The sequence below is a fragment of the Sphingobacterium sp. UBA3519 genome, from assembly GCF_002377215.1.
In the GTDB taxonomy this organism is placed as follows: Bacteria; Bacteroidota; Bacteroidia; order Sphingobacteriales; family Sphingobacteriaceae; genus Sphingobacterium; species Sphingobacterium multivorum.
The window spans coordinates 170,847-189,996 of record NZ_DFPI01000001.1; the positions used below are offsets into that span (position 1 = coordinate 170,847).

Annotated in this window: 19 protein-coding genes; 8 read left to right on the forward strand and 11 right to left on the reverse strand. The window is 40.8% G+C overall.

From position 1 onward, the window contains the following. Positions 1-246 precede the first annotated feature (246 nt). Positions 247-975: a 3-keto-disaccharide hydrolase gene (locus B3297_RS00725; protein ID WP_286766945.1), complete on the reverse strand. Its 729-nt coding sequence runs from the start codon at positions 973-975 to the stop codon at positions 247-249. A 72-nt stretch (positions 976-1,047) separates the two neighbouring features. On the opposite strand from B3297_RS00725, the gene B3297_RS00730 reads away from it, so the two are divergent. The 3 genes from B3297_RS00730 (at position 1,048) to B3297_RS00740 (ending at position 3,112) form a co-directional block, all read left to right on the forward strand. After that, positions 1,048-1,416 (forward strand): dihydroneopterin aldolase, encoded by a 369-nt coding sequence (locus tag B3297_RS00730; protein ID WP_286766946.1) that lies wholly within the window; start codon positions 1,048-1,050, stop codon positions 1,414-1,416. Between the two features lie 78 nt (positions 1,417-1,494). After that, positions 1,495-2,205 (forward strand): AAA family ATPase, encoded by a 711-nt coding sequence (locus tag B3297_RS00735; RefSeq protein ID WP_286778268.1) that lies wholly within the window; start codon positions 1,495-1,497, stop codon positions 2,203-2,205. Between the two features lie 463 nt (positions 2,206-2,668). Further along, positions 2,669-3,112, forward strand: coding sequence for an Hsp20/alpha crystallin family protein (locus B3297_RS00740; RefSeq protein WP_075994089.1), 444 nt, complete (start codon positions 2,669-2,671; stop codon positions 3,110-3,112). A gap of 158 nt (positions 3,113-3,270) precedes the next feature. Here the strand turns inward: B3297_RS00740 and B3297_RS00745 are convergent, their stop codons facing one another. Then, complete coding sequence (locus B3297_RS00745; RefSeq protein ID WP_145328322.1) at positions 3,271-3,708, reverse strand: acyl-CoA thioesterase; 438 nt, start codon at positions 3,706-3,708, stop codon at positions 3,271-3,273. 117 nt (positions 3,709-3,825) lie between these two features. Between B3297_RS00745 and B3297_RS00750 the strand changes: the two genes are divergently transcribed. The 4 genes from B3297_RS00750 (at position 3,826) to B3297_RS00765 (ending at position 7,570) form a co-directional block, all read left to right on the forward strand. After that, positions 3,826-4,329, forward strand: coding sequence for an RNA polymerase sigma factor (locus B3297_RS00750; protein WP_075994087.1), 504 nt, complete (start codon positions 3,826-3,828; stop codon positions 4,327-4,329). Continuing rightward, complete coding sequence (locus B3297_RS00755) at positions 4,319-4,960, forward strand: hypothetical protein (RefSeq protein WP_286778269.1); 642 nt, start codon at positions 4,319-4,321, stop codon at positions 4,958-4,960. Before B3297_RS00750 ends, B3297_RS00755 begins: the two co-directional genes overlap by 11 nt. Before the next feature lie 94 nt (positions 4,961-5,054). Beyond that, positions 5,055-6,707, forward strand: coding sequence for an ABC1 kinase family protein (locus B3297_RS00760; protein WP_286778270.1), 1,653 nt, complete (start codon positions 5,055-5,057; stop codon positions 6,705-6,707). Positions 6,708-6,784: 77 nt separating this feature from the next. Then, positions 6,785-7,570, forward strand: coding sequence for an SDR family oxidoreductase (locus B3297_RS00765; RefSeq protein ID WP_070562883.1), 786 nt, complete (start codon positions 6,785-6,787; stop codon positions 7,568-7,570). A 153-nt stretch (positions 7,571-7,723) separates the two neighbouring features. Here B3297_RS00765 and B3297_RS00770 read toward each other — a convergent pair whose 3' ends face one another. After that, a complete protein-coding gene (locus tag B3297_RS00770) occupies positions 7,724-8,317 on the reverse strand; it encodes a YceI family protein (RefSeq protein WP_070562880.1) in 594 nt (197 codons plus the stop codon). A 105-nt stretch (positions 8,318-8,422) separates the two neighbouring features. Then, positions 8,423-9,010: a Crp/Fnr family transcriptional regulator gene (locus B3297_RS00775; protein WP_070562877.1), complete on the reverse strand. Its 588-nt coding sequence runs from the start codon at positions 9,008-9,010 to the stop codon at positions 8,423-8,425. A 246-nt stretch (positions 9,011-9,256) separates the two neighbouring features. Between B3297_RS00775 and B3297_RS00780 the strand changes: the two genes are divergently transcribed. Beyond that, on the forward strand, positions 9,257-9,796 hold the full coding sequence (locus tag B3297_RS00780; protein ID WP_046672418.1) for a GNAT family N-acetyltransferase: 540 nt from the start codon (positions 9,257-9,259) through the stop codon (positions 9,794-9,796). Between the two features lie 7 nt (positions 9,797-9,803). Here the strand turns inward: B3297_RS00780 and B3297_RS00785 are convergent, their stop codons facing one another. The 7 genes from B3297_RS00785 to B3297_RS00815 form a co-directional block, all read right to left on the reverse strand. Then, positions 9,804-10,205, reverse strand: a complete 402-nt coding sequence (locus B3297_RS00785; RefSeq protein ID WP_070562870.1) for a DUF1634 domain-containing protein — start codon at positions 10,203-10,205, stop codon at positions 9,804-9,806. Positions 10,206-10,283: 78 nt separating this feature from the next. Next, positions 10,284-11,117, reverse strand: coding sequence for a sulfite exporter TauE/SafE family protein (locus B3297_RS00790; protein ID WP_070562867.1), 834 nt, complete (start codon positions 11,115-11,117; stop codon positions 10,284-10,286). Between the two features lie 230 nt (positions 11,118-11,347). Beyond that, positions 11,348-14,455: an efflux RND transporter permease subunit gene (locus B3297_RS00795; protein WP_201638576.1), complete on the reverse strand. Its 3,108-nt coding sequence runs from the start codon at positions 14,453-14,455 to the stop codon at positions 11,348-11,350. Positions 14,456-14,476: 21 nt separating this feature from the next. Further along, the gene (locus tag B3297_RS00800) at positions 14,477-15,538 is read right to left on the reverse strand and encodes an efflux RND transporter periplasmic adaptor subunit (RefSeq protein ID WP_201638577.1); all 1,062 of its coding nucleotides are present in this window, start codon (positions 15,536-15,538) and stop codon (positions 14,477-14,479) included. 19 nt (positions 15,539-15,557) lie between these two features. Next, complete coding sequence (locus B3297_RS00805; protein ID WP_286778271.1) at positions 15,558-16,892, reverse strand: TolC family protein; 1,335 nt, start codon at positions 16,890-16,892, stop codon at positions 15,558-15,560. Between the two features lie 175 nt (positions 16,893-17,067). Then, positions 17,068-18,447, reverse strand: a complete 1,380-nt coding sequence (locus tag B3297_RS00810) for a HAMP domain-containing sensor histidine kinase (protein ID WP_070562859.1) — start codon at positions 18,445-18,447, stop codon at positions 17,068-17,070. Continuing rightward, a complete protein-coding gene (locus tag B3297_RS00815) occupies positions 18,444-19,130 on the reverse strand; it encodes a response regulator transcription factor (protein WP_204990845.1) in 687 nt (228 codons plus the stop codon). Before B3297_RS00815 ends, B3297_RS00810 begins: the two co-directional genes overlap by 4 nt. Positions 19,131-19,150 lie beyond the last annotated feature (20 nt).

Genomic DNA, 19,150 nt, shown 5'->3' on the forward strand with positions numbered 1-19,150 from the left:
AATGTTTATACTCAACGGCATAAGTGAGCCCATTCCAGTGGTTATTTGCGTGTCATTAATCCACTCACATAAGGCTTCTAAGTCTATTGCGGTAAGAAATTAATGGCGCAAGGAGCTCATTACATTCCGTTTGTTTTTAAATTTTATAGGGCTAAATTAGGGAAATAGCCCTATAAAACCTAGTACAGAATTGTTGCTTTTCTAACTTAAATTGTTTGCTGTAGTCTTCTACTTCTTGCTGTTTAGCTATAGTTTACGTAACCAGATGTTTCTGAACTGGACTAAATCACCATGATCCTGTAGTATAATTGGGCCTGGGCCATGGCTTATCTGCTTCGGTAGTCCTATATATTCTGTCGTACCGTCGATTTGGGTGTTATTTTGCACAACGACTCCATTATGTAAAACCGTTACTGTTCCTTTAGCGGTCAATATTCCATCTTTACTGAATTGAGGAGCCTTATAAATAATATCATATACATGCCATTTGTCTGGTGCAATTACTTGCGCCAATGGCGGCCGTTGTTTATAAAGACTACCCGCTCCGCCATTGACATAAGTGGGGTTATTATCGTTGTCCAATACCTGGATTTCATAGTACCCCTGTAAGAAAATTCCACTGTTTCCTCTTCCTTGGCCTTCACCTTTGATCACTTCGGGGCTTTTCCATTCAACATGCAGTTGAAAATCGCTAAAGTGTTCGTTCGTCTCAATGGCTCCAGCTCCCGGTTTTACTTCGAGTACGTTGTTGGCTACAGTCCAATTGGCTTTTCCTTTTTCACTTTTCCACTTACTGAGATCCTTCCCGTCAAAAAGGACAATTGCATCGCTTGGAATACCATGATCGATCGTTAATGTAGGAGGGACAGGACTATAATATTCCGTGTCACTGGCTTTCATATTGGTTTGGGCCTGCAGTGCTGTGGCACCAAATAAGAGCGTTGTTGCTAGTGCTGATGATAAAAAAAAGTTCATCTGTTGGGTTTTTGGTATGGCTAAATATACAAATAATCCCATTTGTATGGAACAATTTCCTTAGGTTTGTACATGGCAACCATTTTACAAACAGTATCGCTGAAAGAAGCCCGATTCTATGCACCAATAGGTTACTATGAAGAAGAACAGGTGCTTGGCAATGAGTTTTTTGTTTCTATTGATGTATGTTTTCCCTTTTTGAATACGGAGACAGAGAACTTAAAAAATACGCTCAATTACGAAGAGCTCTATCAGATTACCGCTAGCGTTATGAAGCCTAAACGAAAATTGCTCGAATCTGCAGCTTCAGAAATACTAGATCAGATTAGGCTGCGGGTGGCCGATGCTGTGACGATCGAAGTGGTGATACGTAAATCGAACCCTCCCTTTGGTGGAGATCTTTCTTGCTCCCAAGTTGGCCTTAAATATTTCAAGGATTAAATTGAAACTGGATCAGCGATATGCTGGCTGAAAGATTTAGTTTTGCCAACTGTTATCTGATAGTCTTAAATTAATAGTATGAATATTTACGATCTTGTAATTGCCGATAAGGAAAGGATAGCTTTAGAAGATGTCTTCTTGGAAGAGGAGAGCCGTCAGAAGCTCCATCAGCTGATTAAAGAGCATCGTTATATTAAAGAGCTTTCACAATATGGTCTGCCGGTTAGCAATAAGATTTTACTGCACGGTTATTCTGGTTGCGGAAAAACAACAACGGCGAAAGCCTTGGCCACAGCGCTCGAAAAACCAATTTATGTGTTGAATCTGAGCAACCTCATTTCTTCTCGTATTGGTGAAACCTCGCAGCACATTAAACAGGTCTTCGATAAAGCTGGGCGTAAAATAGCAGTTCTGTTTTTAGATGAATTCGATCAGATCGGAAAGGCGCGGATTAGTGAAGAAAAGGATGTGGGTGAAATGCGTCGTCTCGTGAATACCATTATACAGCTGATCGATTATTTTCCTGCTGAAGCGGTATTGCTTGCAGCAACCAACCATCCCGAAATATTGGATACAGCCATTATCCGTCGGTTTCAGCTTCGTTTGGCGTTTGAGTTGCCGACAATGCTGCAGTTGGATGCATATTATGATAAATTATTTACGCCATTTCCACATTATGCTGATGTCGTACCTCGACGCTATGGGATCTCCTATGCAGAGGCTAAGGACTATATTTACGATGCTGTCAAATTCTTATTGATTGCTTCGCTGGAACAAAATCAACCTTAATGGTTTTTTGAACGTTACGTTTCGGATGCCTAATAAAATACCAACTTCTGATAAAATCTTTTTCTCTTATATGATACACTACTATTCGAACGCTCTGTTTGAGGTGCTCAGTAAAAATAACAACGTTTCATAAAAGATTTTTCTCTTATACGGTACGCTGCTAATTGAGCGCTCTGTTTCAGACTCTTAATAAAAAATGACAATTTCTGATAAACTGTTTTATCTCCTATACGTTAGTCTGTGTATAGGGACAATTTGGGATAGGGGGCAGGGAGCCCGCTAATGACAAATTGATCGCTAGGTAGTTGGAAACAGTTGTTTTTAAGACAAAATGACATTATTTTTTATTTTTAAATGACATTTTGTCTTTTAAAACCTGCTGGTACGCAAATTGAATAGCTCTCTTCAAATAGGTAGAACAAAAAAAGCTTAACAATAAAACAAAAAATTAGGAGGACAAAAAATGGCATTAATTAAATTCCCTACAAAAAGTTTAAACACTGATGCAGTAAATCCATTTGTAAACACTGTATTTGACAATTTATTCAATGATAACTTCATCTCAGATCGTTTGGTATCCCGTGTGCCGGCGGTCAATATATCGGAATCCGAAAAATCATTTAAAGTTGAAATGGCAGCGCCCGGATTGGATAAATCTGACTTTAAGATCAATGTAGATAAAAATCTAATTACGATTTCAGCTGAGAAAAAAGAGGAAAGTGTTAGTGAAGAAAAATTATACAGCAAAAAAGAATTCAATTACTCTTCGTTCTCAAGATCATTTACATTGCCAGAGACCGTAGATTACAGCAATATCGAGGCTGCCTATGAAGGTGGGATATTAATTTTGACTGTTGGCAAGAAAGAAGATGCAATCATTGCAAAACGTTTGATTGAAGTTAAATAATTCAGCAATACACAGGAAATAGTTCATTTTGGGAATGACCAAAAGATGAATAAAAGACAATAGTTTTTAGGTTTAGTTTATGTTTTAATCCCTCGGAGTTCCGTTTGTGTTCCGAGGGATTTTTCTTTTATAAGGATGGTCTTGACATGATGAAAAGACTATTCCGTTTCCGTATAGTTTTCAGATCGGGGAATTTTGGCGAGATAAGGCTCCATCTCTTCTGGTAATTTGGTTAATTTCCGCTTTTGAAGGTCCAGCCAGGCTCCATCGACGTTAACGGTACAGCACAAAACTCCGTCATTACGAAAAACCTGATGTATAAATGAAAAACGACTATTTGTTTTGTTGTATTTCGTCAGTTCTACTTTTACCTGTACATATTCATCCAAATGTACTTCTTTAAAATAGATAAGTTCTTCCCTGAACAAAATCGGACCGATATGAAATTCGGCAAATTTATCCAGTGAAAAGCCCATTTTGTTCAACATATTACTACGGGCCTGAGCGCATATGTCTGCGTAAGCAGAATGCCGCATATGTCTATTTGCGTCGATCTGCGCCCATATAATTTGACCTTGATAAAATATATTCTCCATAATCTTCAGCGATTAGTCTCTATTTTAATAACAATTTACATATTTTTAAATAAAGCTGTAACACTTTGTTTGTTTGCTATACTTATTACCTAAATATATTTAAAGAAAAATCGCTAGGTGAACCCATCGGAAATAGAATTTCTTCGACTGATTGACGAGAATAAAGGTATTCTCGTTAAGGTGAGCCGTATGTATATGGATGATCATGAGGGGCGGCAAGATCTGTATCAGGAAATCGTGTATCAGCTGTGGAAATCCTATGCGACATTTAAGCAACAGAGTAAATTTTCAACGTGGATGTACCGTGTTGCCCTCAATACCGCAATGGTATTCTTAAAAAAAGAAAAGAAGCATCAGATTTATGATGCGTTAGAGGAGCGACATGATTTTGCAGAAGAAGCTTACGATACCGATAAAGATGAGCAACTGAAAGTCTTTTACCAGGCCGTTCAAGAGCTCAATGCAATTGAAAAAGCCCTGATATTTTTGTTTTTGGAAGGTCAAAGTCATCGCGAGATTGCAGAGAATCTGGGTATATCGGAAGTCAACGCCCGCGTAAAATTAAACCGCACGAAGGAGCGAATTCAACAAATCATTAAAAAATACAAGTATGAATTTTGATGAGTTAAAGAAATCTTGGCAGGAACAGCCCACAGATGAGGATTTACAGAATCCAAATCTCAAATACTATAAGGAAGTTGGCAATATCATAGGCAAGTTGCGCAAGAATATCAAACGCGAGTTTATCTCCTGGGTCGTTTGTATGGGCTTTTTGTTTTTGGTGCCTATCTTGCCAATGTATAAGATTGAAGGTTATGCGGCATTTGCCTATTACTTTTTTATAGTACAGATATCATTATCAAGTCTTTTATATTACCGGAGGTTCTTTTATTTGGTAAAGAGCACGAAAAAGATCGAGTTGTTGGCTTCTAAAGAACACTTGCTCAAGTTGTATTACGATTTGAAGTATGCCGTAGAGACTTATCGTATTGCGGCCTATGTGATGATTCCACAAGCTTTGTTTCTATATCTTATTATGATAGCACAGAATAAGACAACGGTGTGGTTTGATCGGTTGTACCATTTCAAGGAAACTTTCCAAGAGGAACCGAACTTTATTGTATGGATGATTCTTTCGGCAATTGTGTCTATCGTCCTTGTTGTTGGCCTGACAGAAATTATGATTCGTTGCTACTACAGTAGGTATATCACGGAGATCAAGGAGAAATTGGATCAAATGGAAACGGAATAGAGCGACCATATGAAATATCTACTTTGTTTTACAGGAGTTCGTGTTTATAGCGCGAGGATATTTCGTATATTGTTATCGAAAATCATTGTCCATTATGTATAATCCGACAAAGAAGTTACAGCGCAGTTCTCAGATCTTAAGTATATTGGCCAAATATGGTTTTAAAGATGCAATCGCTCGATTGCCGTGGAAAGGACCCAGATCAGCCGTAGAACATCCTATTGATGTCGATGAGATCAGTGTTTATGCCCGTATTCGCATGGCTCTTGAGGAGCTCGGTCCGGCTTTTATCAAGCTTGGACAATCTGCTTCGACCCGGGAAGGATTGTTGCCCAAAGAGCTTGTAGAGGAACTGAAGCGTCTAGAGGACAATGTTCCGCCCTTTGAAGTGGATATTAAATCTTATCTGAAGGAAGAACTGGAGCTGGATATTGAGGAGCATTTCCAGGAGATTGCTGCGGAACCTTTTGCTGCGGCTTCTATTGCACAGGTATATCGCGCAACCTTAAAAGATGGAACCCATGTGGTTCTAAAAGTCCGACGTCCCGGTATCGATGAGGTTATGCGCTGTGATCTAGCACTCATGCGTGATATTGCCAAAATCCTGACCATGTACAATGATGTACTGGAAAACCTTAACCTTCTGCTGATTGTTGAATCTTTCGCTACGACCATGCAGGAAGAGATGTCCCTGGTGATTGAGCGGCATAACATCGAACGCTTCACAAAGAACTTTAAAGGAAATAAACTGATCAAGGTACCCCGTGTTTATCCTGAACTCTCGTCGGACCATGTTCTTTGCATGGAATATCTCGATGGTTTCAAGGTAACTGATGCCGATGAAATTAAGCGTCGGGGAATGGATGTCCAAACGCTGGTAAAAAATGGGATCAATTTATACCTTGAGCAAGTGATTATCCATGGTTTCTTTCATGGCGATCCGCATCCCGGCAATATGATGGTGATGCCGGATGGGCGGATTGCTTTTTTGGATTTTGGAAATATGGGTAAATTATTGGGGATAGACCGTAGGCAGCTTGAAGAGTTTATTCAATCGGCTATTTCCGAAGATGCTGTCCGGCTTGCTGACGTGATTGAAGACGTTGCCGTGGTGAGCCATATTCCGGATCGTAACCGGTTTGAAAGATCCCTATATGAGATTTTCGATATGATTGATAATGTATCTCTCGGGGATCTTAGCTTAGATTTATTGTTCAATAAATTGTGGAACATCATTGGTGACAACCGCTTGTATTTTCCGGAATATATTTATCAGTTGATGCGGGGCATTTCGTTGATGGAAGGTATTGGACGCCAGTTATATCCCGATCTTAATATTATGGAGAGTATCAAGCCCTTTGCACGTAGGATTATGATGGAGCGGCTCTCTCCAGAGGCAATCTTCAAAAAAGGAAAACATAAAGTTGAATCTTTTGCGCGCGATGTCGAAAAACTTCCTGAAGATATGCGCGCCCTTGTGCGCTTATTTCGAACAGGAAATTTTACACTCAACCATCGATTGATCAGTGCGCGATCTTTTAATGCTATTTTACGCAAGGGGGTCAATCGTATTGTCATCGGAATTATGTTTATGTCACTCAATTTACTAGGTGGGATGATTATTGTCGCACGCGTAGAACCACAGTGGTGGGGAATTCCCATTTTTGCTTGGATATGCCTTGGCTCAGCATGGGTCTTTGCCATATATTTATTTGTTGCTATGATCCGAGCAAAGGACAACGATTAACCGGGGTTAGAACGCATTTTCAGCCATGATGATTGGCTATGCATACATACACGCTATAAAATAAAAAATAAAAAGATATGGAAATCAATCTAAATGGGAAAAAAGCCCTGATCGGAGCGAGCTCTGCTGGTATAGGTGCAGGTATTGCCCAAGTGCTTGCCTCATGTGGCGTATCTGTAACATTGGCTTCCCGACAGGAGGAAAAGCTACAACGTACCTGTGAAGGTCTTGATACCTCCAAAGGACAGGTACACCAATATATCGTGGTGGACTACAATGATCACGAAGCATACAAAAAGCAGATAACACATTATTTTGAGTCGAATAAGGTTGATATTTTAATCAACAATTCGAATGGGCCGCAAGCAGGAACCATAGACAAAAAAAATTTGGCGGATTACCAGCATGCTTTTGAACTCTTATTTCAAAATCACTGTTACACGACCTCATGTGCGCTGCCTTATATGTTGGCAAATCGATACGGACGTATTATTAATGTGTCTTCTTCAACTGTGAAAGAACCGGTATCTAATTTAGTGTTGTCTAATACGATCCGTACAGCATTGCTTAGCTGGAGTAAATCGCTGGCAACGGATGTCGCTAAAGAAGGGGTGACGGTCAATAGCATCTTGACAGGCCTATTTGATACGGACCGTATCCAGTCGCTAACCAACCTTGACGCTCAACGTATGGGTATATCCTACGAGGAAGCGCTACAATTGCGGTTAAAACAGGTTCCTGCGCAGCGTCTGGGTAAACCTGAAGAATACGGTTATCTCGTCGCTTTCCTTTGCTCCGAATATGCAAGTTATCTGACTGGAGCCAATATTCCTCTGGACGGCGGGATGTTAAAAGGCTTATAAAAAATGAGCTGCTCAATTACGTCAGGTCAAAGCCCTTGATTTGAGCATTCCATAGCTGATTGCTGTAGCCAGAACTCGGTGTAAAATTGCATAAAAAGGGGTGTCCAATCCGTTTGGACACCCCTTAATGTTAGTGTGATTTATTATTTTCAATTAGTTCAACACCAATTCGGTGTTGACAATGATGTCGACATCAGAAGCAACCGCTTCTACACCTGAAGGTAATTTATCATTGTATTTCATGCCGAAATCCTGACGGTTAATTTTTGTTTTAGCTGTAAATCCAGCACGTGTTTTTCCCCAAGGATCCGTAATGATTCCACCGTTTTGTGTTACCTCGAAAGTTACTTTTTTCGTTACATCACGGATCGTCAGATCCGCTATCATCACATATTTTCCTTTTACTTTCGCATTTTTAAAACTGATAGACTTTAATGTCATTTTAGGGAATTTTTCCGCAGCAAAAAAATCATCGGTCTTCAAGTGGTTGTCACGTGCAGCAATGCGCGTATCGATACTGTTGACGTCGATAGCGAAATTAACTTTGGCATTATTGAAACTTGTTCCTGTTGGGGTTTCAACTGTTCCTTCTACCTTAGTAAATTCACCATCAACAAAGCTGATACCAAGGTGTTTTACATCAAATCTTGCGTTGGTATGTGCAGGGTCTGCAGACCATTTTACTTGTGCCACAGCAACATTAACCATTAATACTGCTACTGCCAGAATTTGGAAAAATTTATTCATCTTATTTTCTTTTTTTATTTATCTAACCTTCAAAAGTTCAAATTGTTTGTTTGAACAAGCTTCTGCAAAGGTGGGATAAACAGACAAAGAAAAAATTGATGTAGGTCAAGAATTTCGATTCGGCTTTAAGATCTGCCTTTTTAGGCGGCTAAGAAACTCCTGCGTAACACCAAGATAGGAGGCTAATTGCATATTGGAGATCCTCGGATAGATTTTAGGGTACCTTTTGATGAAATCCAGATAGCGTTCCTGTGCAGTGAAACCTATGCTCGAGATAATACGGTGCTGCGATGCGATTTGCGCACGTTGTGCCATAATCCTGGAGAGTTTCTCGAAGATGGGATGATCTTCGTAAAGTTTGTCCTTAGCCTTTTTTGAAAGGGTCAGGACGACGGAGTTTTCCAGGGCCTGAATGTTTTGGAGGGCCGGCTCCTGATAATTGAAGCTGGCAATATCACCGATCCACCAATCTTCAATTGCAAACTGTAGGATATGTTCAATCCCATCGGCGGTGACATAGAATGATTTAAATAAACCGCTGATTACGTATGCTTCATGGTGGCATACCTCGCCTGCCCGGAGAAAGTATTCTTTTTTCTTTATTTTCCGTACCTGATAACGTGAGACGATGTCATTTAGTTCTTCCTCAGTGACATCAATACGCTGTTTTACAAATTCCCTGAATTGTTCCATTTGGCTGTAAAATACGAATTTTTTGCCATGCTAATTGAATAAGTTGTCCAATTCCTATCAATTCTAAGGTAAAATAATTCAGTTGCAGGGGATTTCTTGCATTCAATTTTGTCAACACGGTGATAAAATCTACATCTTGGTGTAATATTTGACCGGATATTCGCAAAATTCAGATAGTTTGATCAATAATTGGTATCTTTTGTCAGATTTAAAATCTTTGAATTGCTATAACTATAAAAGTGTCTCATGAAGTTTGTCGCCCCCAACACCCTTGAAAATGATAAGGTCGTATTACGCATCATCGAACCAACGGATTTTGATACGCTGTATCAGGTTGCCAAAGATCCCCTGATCTGGGAACAGCATCCCAATAAGGATCGCTGGAAGGAAGAGGTTTTTCAGGGATTTTTTGAAGGGGCCTTGGAAAGTAAGGCTGCTTATTTGATCCTGGATAAGGAAAGTGGAGCCTGCATTGGGAGCACCCGGTACTATGGACTTGATGAGGCGGAAAAATCTATTTTTGTTGGATATACGTTTTATGCCCGTGCGTATTGGGGGGCAGGAATTAATCCCTTGGTCAAAGAGATGATGTTTGACTTTGCCTTCAACTTTGTGGATCGAATCTATCTGCATGTGGGGGCAGAAAACTATCGTTCTCAGAAGGCCGTGGAACGTTTGGGCGCTATTAAAGTGGCCGAAAAGATGGTCAGCTATGTAAATGAGCCAGAACGTAAAAATTTTGAATACGCATTGGAAAAATCCGCTTGGCGGCGGATCAAGAGATAAAGCCTTATTATCCCTTGATGCCGCTAAGTATACTGCCGATAATGACGGTTAATACAATCAATGTAATGATGATATAAAGTCTGTCCTTTTCGATTACAAAACCAAACAGTGAACCAATCACCCGTACGATAGGTGTACAAATCAATAAAAGAACACCCAGCTGTATAACTTGGGGAATATTTCGGCTAAATGCCCCCGAAATAATTCCAGTAATTGTTGTATTGGAATTCCCTTCACCGACAAAATCTCGATAATTCGGTACGGTGTCCTGTCCATGAACAATCAGGTAGAAGATACCGCCGAGAATAAGAATAGAGGAAGCCAATATAACGCCTATTCTTAAAATTTGTCCTACCAACAGTGAGATGTCTTTGTCTCCCCAATAGTGTTTCGAAAATACTTGTTTCATTTTGAGTAATTAGGTCCTTCATTGTCTAGCGGAAGGACGTTACAAACTTAAAATCCTAAATCGGGTAAGCTACCGTTTTTAGAATTTATGCTGGAATCCGTTGAAGATCATTTCCAAGGCCACCAAAGTAATAGCGACGGCAAAAATGATACGTAAAGTCTTTGGGTTCATGCGCTTTAAGAGTTTGGATCCTGTAATGGCACCGCATAATACACCCAGGATAACCGGAAAAGCAATACCTGGATCCATATATCCTCTTTGTAAATAGACCACTGCAGAAGCAGCTGCGGTGACACCGATCATAAAGTTGCTCGTTGTCGTACTGACTTTAAATGGAATTTTCATCATGCTGTCCATCGCGAGTACTTTAAGGGAGCCCGAACCAATGCCTAATAATCCGGAAAGTATTCCTGCAACCCCCATCAAAGAGAAGCCGCCGACGACGTTGGTCAGCTTATACGGGATCAATTTTCCATCAGCAGGGTAGGTGCTATTCAGTTTCAATTTTTCAGCCAAAGCAGAACCGCCGGATAGCGCATGTTCGTTTTTCTTCCGTATAGTCATTGCTGCGGAGAAGATCAGTACAATACCAAAAATGATTGCAATGGTATTCGTCGGCATGTAAATGGCGATGACAGCCCCGATAACAGCACCAATCGTGGTCGCTATTTCTAAAAACATGCCAAGCCGGATGTTGGTGATGCCTTCTTTGACATAGGCTGTGGCTGCACCGGATGATGTCGCTATGGAAGCCAACAAGGCCGCTCCAATGGCATAACGGATATCGACATGAAACAGAAGAGTCAATAAAGGGATGACAACGACCCCTCCGCCTAAGCCTGTCAGGGATCCTAAGAGCCCTGCTACAAAAGCACCCAGGAGAAGGATGATTGTAAAGGTGAGAATAGTCATAAATATGTGTTTGTTTGTGTGATCCAAAAAACAGCAGCTGTTTAATGGAAGGTAATTTGTTGTAAACTTAAGGGCTTTTTATTGCTTTTGAAACTTTAAACCTGGAATAGATACAAATGTTACATCAAAAGTATTATTAAAAAAATGGTACTGCCTGTCGCTTCACAGCCTGAGGCAGTACCGATGACCTTTATTGGTCTAAGTATATAGTATATAAAATATGGACAATATTATTCAGCTATTGTTTGTTGTACCTTTTCTTTTCTGTTGAAGATATCGTAGATGATTGGGAATACCAACAATGTCAATATCGTCGCTGAGATTAATCCGCCAATGATGACGATCGCCAAAGGTTTCTGTGATTCCGAACCTATACCGGTCGATAATGCAGCCGGCAACAGCCCGATGGAAGCCATGAGTGCCGTCATGACCACAGGTCGTGTTCGCGATTTTACACCTTTATAAATCGATTGGTCATTGGGTAGGCCTTCCTTCTTATTCTGATGGAATTCTGAGATCAGGATAACACCATTCTGGATACAGATCCCGAATAATGCGATCATACCTACCCCTGCCGAGATTCCAAAATTCATACCCGTCACGTGCAAGGCGATAATTCCACCGATCAGTGCAAAAGGAACGTTGGCCAACACGAGCAGCGAATCCTTGATATTTCCGAATAGAATAAACAATAGAAAGAAGATGACGATCAAACTGATCGGTACAACCTGTGCTAGGCGGTGTGTCGCACGCTGCTGATTTTCAAATTGTCCAGTCCAGCCAATAGAATATCCTTCCGGAAGCTTAATTTTACTTACTTTTTGTTGTGCTTCAGCTATGGTGCTTCCTAAGTCACGGTCACGGATGGAAAATTTGATGCCGATATAACGTTTGATGTTGTCGCGATAGATAAAAGCAGCACCATTATCTTTTTCAATGGTCGCGATACTTTTCAACGGAATTAATGTGCCATCACCACATGGAACCATCAGCTGTGCAATATCCTTTTCTGTTTTCCGATATTCGGGCGCATAACGCAGTCGAATGTTGAATTTGCGCTCACCATCGTATAAAATGGAAGCGGTCTTTCCGCCAAAGGCCATTTCCAGTACCGCCTGTGCATCTGCTGGCAGGACATTGAATGCCGCCATACGGGTCCGATCCAATACCACACTAACTTCAGGTTGGCCGATATTTAAGATGATACCAGGTTCTTTAATACCTTGAATACCTTTGACCTGTGCATAAACTTCTTTCGCCAGGCGGTCTAAGGTCGCGAGGTTATCGCCAAAGATCTTGATGCCGTTTTCGGCCTTGAAACCAGCAACGGCTTCAGCAACATTATCCGAGATAGGCTGCGAATAGTTATAGGTGATCCCCTGGAATTGTTTGAGTTTATGGTCCATCTCTTCAATCAGCTGATCCATGGTGATTTTACGTGTCCATTCCTCTTTAGGTTTTAGGGCCACAGCAAACTGAACAAAGCCAAACCCATTGGGGTCGGTACCGTCGTTGCTTCGTCCAGTTTGGGAAAGTACGCCGGTGACCTCAGGAAAAGTTTCTAAAGTACCCTTTAACAGTTTGGTTGTTTTAACCGATTCACGTAATGAAGTGCTCATGGGCATCTCGGCAGTAACCCAAAGGGAACCTTCATTTAATGTCGGTAAAAACTCTGTCCCTAAAAATTTTGCAGAAAATAAGATTGCAGCTAGTAAAGTAATTGCAACGATCATACTCAGACGCTTGTTTCGGAATGTAAATCCAAAACCTTTGGCGACAATTCTATTCCAGAATTCAACAAATGGATTGTGGCGTTCTTTTACATTTTTATTGAGCAGAATATGCGATAAAGCCGGAACGAGTGTCAAGGTAAACAGTAATGCACCCAGCAAAGCAAAACCCAGGGTAAAGGCTAGTGGCGAAAACATCTTTCCTTCTACTTTTTGGAAGGAGAATATGGGCATCAAGGAGGTGATGATAATCAGCTTGGAGAAAAAGATTGCTTTTCCCAAACCTGTTCCTGTCTGTTTGATCCAGCCGGCTTTGGCCATTTTGTTGAATTTCTCCATACCCAGCTTATGAGCCTGGTGATCCAACATGACAAATATCCCTTCCACCATGACCACGGCACCGTCGATGATAATACCAAAGTCTACTGCACCCAAAGACAACAGGTTGGCGCTCATGCCAGCTAGTTTAAGACATAGAAAAGCAAAAAGTAAGGCGAGGGGTATAATGATAGAAACGATGACCGTCGTGCGCCAGTCTGCCATAAAGAGCAATACCATCAAGGTGACGAGGACAATACCTTCAATCAAGTTGTGCATAACGGTATGGGTCGTGAAATCCATGAGATTGTCACGGTCATAGAAGGTTTGCATTTTGACATCTTTGGGAAGGATTTTGTTGTTGAGCTCGTCTATTTTCGCTTTTACAGCGGTCAGGACCTCTCTTGGATTTTCGCCTTTCCGCATCACGATGGTTCCTGCTACCACATCATCATTCTTACCAAAACCAGCTTGGCCCACCCGAGGCATTGCGCTTTCTCTGACCTCGGCTACATTTTTAACAAAGACCGGATTTCCCTTTTGGTTGATTACCGTGATGTTTTCGATATCATTGATCGAGTTGACCAAACCAATACCGCGTACGACGTAGGACTGGCCACTTTTTTCGATGACATCTCCACCGACGTTCAGGTTACTTTTGCTGACAGCATCAAATACCTGTAACGGGGTCAGATTAAATTTGTCGAGTTTGATGGGGTCGGTACTTATTTCGTAAACCAAATCCTGTCCACCAAAAACGTTGATATCGGCTACACCAGGGACACCACGCAAAGCGCGGTCAATGACCCAGGTCTGCAAAGTAAGGAGGTCGCGCGAATTGCGTTGATCGCTATGCAATGTATAACGGAAGATTTCGCCTGTAGGGCCGTAGGGGGGCTGTACTTCAGGGTCTACATTGTCTGGCAGGCTCACAGACCGCATGAGGTTGTTGACCTGATTGCGGGCAAAAGTGTCGTCGACACCATCATCAAAGATGATTTTAACAATAGAAAGGCCAAACATGGTGGTGCTCCGTATGCTAGTTCTCTTTTGGACTGGACTCATGCCCAGTTCGATTGGTGTCGTTACGAAGCGTTCGACTTCCTCCGCACTCCTTCCGTTCCACTGGGTAATGATGGTTATTTGTGTATTGGTCACATCGGGAAATGCCTCAATGGGCATGCTTTTAAAGCTAATGAAACCAGCAATAGCCAAAATACCGACCCAAATAAAGGTAAACGCTTTATTTTTAATGGAAAAGGCGATGATATTTTTAATGAATTTGTTCATTCGTGTAAATGCTAAGACCGATTAATTATTCAATGCTCTATAGATCAAAAGTTTATTGTTGACAACAACTTTTTCACCTTCCTGTAGCCCCGTAGCCATGTAAGTTGTTCCTTCGTTTTGTTTGATCGGCAATATTTCGCGAATCTTAATATCATTTTGGGATTTATAGATCAATACGAAATATTTGTTTTGATCGAAAATGACCGCATCAGAAGGAACTGCAAGCGCTTCCGTATTGGAGCGATGCAACACTTTAATGGTCGCTTTACTATCCGGAATAAGTAAACCATCCTTATTGTCTAGCACCACGCGTGCCTGCATTGAATTCGTTTGGGGATCGATGATCTTAAAGATTTTATCAATACTGCCCTGGAATTTTTTGTCCGGGTAGCTCAGGGTAGACACAATAGCCGGCATGCCCATACTAATCTTGTCGATATCCGTTTCGTTGACGTTAAGAATTGCCCATACATCTTTTGTATTGGCCACATCAAAGATGTTGTCGCTGCGGTCACTACGCAACTGCATGTCCTTATTGATGTTCTTTTGGACGATGTAGCCATCGATTGGAGATACGACCGAATAAATATTACCTGTACGCACATTGTAGATCTGACTGACGGCCTCTGAACGACGTAGTTGCTCTTTGGCTTTGGTTAATTGCCCCTTTGCTTCCATCATGTCTTTGTCTGTACTCAGTTTACCATTATACATGTCTTCGGCCACACGGTAGTTTTTCTCGGCGAGTAACACATCGGTTCTGGCATCGGAAAGATCCTTTTGTATACCGGCAACTTCCGTACTTCTGATTGTTGCCAATACCTGACCTTTATGGACATAATCACCCAGAGAAACATTAACGGAGACCACATTCCCCCCAACGAGCGGGAAAATATCAATGTAATTGTTTTGATCGGCCGATATCTTTCCAAAGAAGTTGAGTTCTTCGGTCACATTTTCTTTTTTTACCGTAGCAAAACTTGTCGATTTAAGCATCGTCTCACTAATTTCGAAACCTTTGACAATGGCTGCATTATCTGTTTCTTTATGATTTTGGCAAGAGTAAAGTAGTACTACTGCCACAGCGGCTATAAGAAGTTTTTTAGTTGACATGAGTTGAATTAAATATAGAAGTTTGAGCCAGGTAGTTTAATTGTTCGGCGTTGAGAATGATTTCCTTTTTCATATCGTATAGCTTAAGAATGGATATGCGATAGCTGTCCATAAAATCCGTGAACTCAACTAGAGAAATATTCCCTTTTTTAAAATTATTGAATATGCCATCATAGACCACAGCGATGTTATGCAGGTCGTCTGGTGTGATAGTAAAATATTGGGTATATTGATTTTCCCAGGACTGATAGTTGGAACGGATCTGTGATTCCAGCAGCTGCCGTTGGACTTCAATATTTTTCTTTGCCTCTTCTTCGGCGTATTTCGCTTTGATCACATTTCCTTTATTTTGTTTCCACAACGGGATCGGAATGGCGGCTGTGAAATTGAGCTCATTGCGGAATACACCTCCATTTTGGCTGTAGGAAAGGCCAAGGTTGATATCCGGTGTGTTTAAAGACTGTTGCCATCTGGTAAATAACTGTGCGCTTTCCGAGGTCTTCAAGGCAAATTGATAATCAGCATTGTTTTCCAAGGCCAATTGGTAGATGTTTTCCAAAGGCATTGTTGGCTTTACGGCAAGTTCCTGATCTGCTTCTTGATCTGTTAACTTTGGTAATACATCTTCCTGACTGGAAATAAGCACACGTAATTGTTGCTGTAGATTGATGCTATTATTGATCGCTGTCGTTTTTTCGTTGTTGAGATCGATGGCCATTGTTTGAAGACGAACCTGATCTTTTAAAGAAACGTTTCCTTTTTTTCCTTGCTCTTTATAAGCCGCAAGCAGATTGTTGAGGTAATCCAACTGAATTTTAATATCGGCCAACTTATGTTGCTCAAAGTAAAGGGAGTAGAAGGTTGTACGCAGTTGCGCACGAAGGCTTGCCAGTAATTGACTGAATTGCAACTTAGCAAGTTCAACATTTGATTTAGCAAATTCAACTTCATTCTTCTTTTTTCCACCGAGATAAATCAATTGGGATACGCTTGCTTCCTTGGATTGACCAATATGAAATGCTTTTTTGTTCTGTGGGTCGTAAGCATTGGCCGATAGCTGCAATTGTGGTAGATCCCATATTTTGGCTTGTATGGCGTCAGCCTCGGCTTGGCTGATATCATATTGCTGTGCGAGTAGGGAGAGATTACTTTTAATAAAGGCTTCTTCGCATTCTTGAAGCGTCATCTTTTTTCCCGAGATCTCACTTTGCTTTATTCCAAATGTACTTTCATGAATGCTCAAGTAATCTGCCTGTGGTGGTTTTTGTTGAGCAAAAGCCATGCTATTGCAAAGCAATAAAAATATAAGGGGTGTCTTTGTCATGTGTTTCAAAACTTATGTAACAAAATAACTGGTCGAAGATTAAAGACCCCTTAATAAATGCTTAAAAAAAGCTTAAAAAAGCATGTTTTTCAGATCGGCGGATAGCTATGGATAGGTATAATAATATATGCGTTTATTGCTCATAGACTTGACATTGTCTACCGCACTTAAGCAACTATACTTCCCGGTTAGGAAACAATTTAAATAGTAATACAAAAGTATGCGTAGATTGTTTTAGGTCCGCCTGATATGCTATTGTTGCTTGATGCGACTGCATGATACGCTGAACGATACGTAGTCCTAAGCCCGATCCTGTTGTTTCACTCGCGTTTTCACCGCGGCTGAATGCATCAAAAATTCGTTTTTGGTCGATTGTACTCAAGGCCGGGCCAGTATTGCTGACAAGCACTTTAAGTTCCCACGTTGATTCTACAATCATTACTTTTACCTCCTTGGTATCGGAATAAAGCGCGGCATTTTTAAATAAGTTCACAAAAGCGATTTCAATCAATTGAGCAGAACAGAAAATACTCAGTTTGGGATCTTCGATTCCGCCAATTGAAAAATCCAGTTGTAGGTCGGGGAATACCTTGGCTACCTTTTCATAAGCCGTAAAGATAATTTCATCAATTCTTTCCTCCGCATAAGTCATTTTCAAACGCTCGGAGTCGAATTTTGAAAGTAACATCAACGAATCGGTTACCTCCGAAAGATGTAAGGTTTCTTTGGATATATTACGCAATACCTGCCTTACTTCTTCGCTCAACTGATTCTGATGATAAAGGTTCTCCAGCTGGAAGGACATTCGGGCAAGCGGTGTTCGCAATTCATGAGAGGCGCTGGAATTAAATTCTTTCTGCGATTCGAAAGCAGCCGAAAGCCGTAGCAGCATGGTGTTAAATGCTCGGGTTAGTACAGCAATCTCATCTGTTTTACCGGTATACTCGACAGGTTTGGTCAGTTTGCTGGCATTGATCTGGGTGATATTATCTTTTAATTTATCGAGTGGGATCAATAAACGTTGGATAAGGTTATAACTGAATATCCAGACCAGCACAGCGCTCAGTACAAATAATATGGTTAGGACGAGCGCCAGATGATCCATTTTTTCATTCCCGGAGTAATCCTGTGCTTTTACGATAATATAATAAGGTAAACCGTTGATGCGGTAATATTTGGCCAAGGTTTCGTATTGATCCTGATAGTAGAAAATCTGTTTTTCCTGATTTAGCCGATTGACAATCGAGGCATTCCAGGTAATGGTCTGATCCTTTACGGTGCTGAAGACCAGTTGTTTGTTTTTGTCAAGGATGATCACATCTTCATAGAAGAGGCCATCTTCGTCATCGTGGAAATAGTTTTTGTAAGACTGACGGTTGAAATAAGGATTACTGGCGATGTAATGGGAGATATTATCCAATTTATCAATCAGTCGCTGGCGAAATTGATCTTTCCGAAAATCGAAACTAGCATAGTAGATAATCAACATCGCCATACCGAAAAGCACGGAGAATGCAATACTAAAGCTAATCGCTATCTTCTTTTTTAAATTCATTTTTCTGCCGATAGGTAATAACCAAATCCAGGTCTTGTATGGATTAGTTTATTTTCAAAGTTTTTATCAATCTTCTTACGCAAAAAGTTGATATAGACTTCAATTGTATTCTGTGTTGTTTGAAATTGGTTTTGCCATACTTCCTCCGAAATATGTTGCTTGGATAAGGTGCGGCCCTTTGCCTGCGCTAAGATAAGCAGCAGTTGAAATTCTTTTTGAGTAAGATTAATTTCTTCATTTGCACGTAGTACACGAGCCTCATCAGGATAAATGATCAGATCATCGACTACCCATGTTTTTGTTTCATTGCTTTCGCTATGTTGTTGTCGACGCAGCAATGAATAGATCCGCATCAGTAACTCATCTAAAACAAAAGGTTTGACCAAATAGTCATCCGCGGCCCGGAGAAATGCCTCCTTTTTATCATCTATATCGTCGTATGCTGAGAGAATAATAATTGGTGTAAAGGCGTCATGGCTTCTTATCTTTTTACAGATCTCCAGTCCATTGATTTTGGGCACGTTGATATCCAATAGATAAAAACCATATTTTTTCTGGTGCGTTTTGGCCAAAAACTCAATACCGTCAAAGGCTTGATCACAGGTAAAACCCTGGCTTAACAGAAAAGATCGGATCTCCTTAGAGAGTACCTTGTCGTCTTCGAGCAGCAAAATGTCCACCATATGTATATCTGTTGTCTTTT

Excerpts from the sequence above, each read along its gene's own strand:
- B3297_RS00740 (WP_075994089.1), top strand. The coding sequence starts at position 2,669 with ATGGCATTAATTAAATTCCCTACAAAAAGTTTAAACACTGATGCAGTA.
- B3297_RS00755 (WP_286778269.1), top strand. The coding sequence starts at position 4,319 with ATGAATTTTGATGAGTTAAAGAAATCTTGGCAGGAACAGCCCACAGAT.
- B3297_RS00730 (WP_286766946.1), top strand. The coding sequence starts at position 1,048 with ATGGCAACCATTTTACAAACAGTATCGCTGAAAGAAGCCCGATTCTAT.
- B3297_RS00745 (WP_145328322.1), bottom strand. The coding sequence starts at position 3,708 with ATGGAGAATATATTTTATCAAGGTCAAATTATATGGGCGCAGATCGAC.
- B3297_RS00770 (WP_070562880.1), bottom strand. The coding sequence starts at position 8,317 with ATGAATAAATTTTTCCAAATTCTGGCAGTAGCAGTATTAATGGTTAAT.
- B3297_RS00775 (WP_070562877.1), bottom strand. The coding sequence starts at position 9,010 with ATGGAACAATTCAGGGAATTTGTAAAACAGCGTATTGATGTCACTGAG.
- B3297_RS00760 (WP_286778270.1), top strand. The coding sequence starts at position 5,055 with ATGTATAATCCGACAAAGAAGTTACAGCGCAGTTCTCAGATCTTAAGT.
- B3297_RS00810 (WP_070562859.1), bottom strand. The coding sequence starts at position 18,447 with ATGAATTTAAAAAAGAAGATAGCGATTAGCTTTAGTATTGCATTCTCC.
- B3297_RS00790 (WP_070562867.1), bottom strand. The coding sequence starts at position 11,117 with ATGACTATTCTCACCTTTACAATCATCCTTCTCCTGGGTGCTTTTGTA.
- B3297_RS00765 (WP_070562883.1), top strand. The coding sequence starts at position 6,785 with ATGGAAATCAATCTAAATGGGAAAAAAGCCCTGATCGGAGCGAGCTCT.
- B3297_RS00805 (WP_286778271.1), bottom strand. The coding sequence starts at position 16,892 with ATGACAAAGACACCCCTTATATTTTTATTGCTTTGCAATAGCATGGCT.
- B3297_RS00725 (WP_286766945.1), bottom strand. The coding sequence starts at position 975 with ATGAACTTTTTTTTATCATCAGCACTAGCAACAACGCTCTTATTTGGT.
- B3297_RS00815 (WP_204990845.1), bottom strand. The coding sequence starts at position 19,130 with ATGGTGGACATTTTGCTGCTCGAAGACGACAAGGTACTCTCTAAGGAG.
- B3297_RS00735 (WP_286778268.1), top strand. The coding sequence starts at position 1,495 with ATGAATATTTACGATCTTGTAATTGCCGATAAGGAAAGGATAGCTTTA.
- B3297_RS00795 (WP_201638576.1), bottom strand. The coding sequence starts at position 14,455 with ATGAACAAATTCATTAAAAATATCATCGCCTTTTCCATTAAAAATAAA.
- B3297_RS00780 (WP_046672418.1), top strand. The coding sequence starts at position 9,257 with ATGAAGTTTGTCGCCCCCAACACCCTTGAAAATGATAAGGTCGTATTA.
- B3297_RS00785 (WP_070562870.1), bottom strand. The coding sequence starts at position 10,205 with ATGAAACAAGTATTTTCGAAACACTATTGGGGAGACAAAGACATCTCA.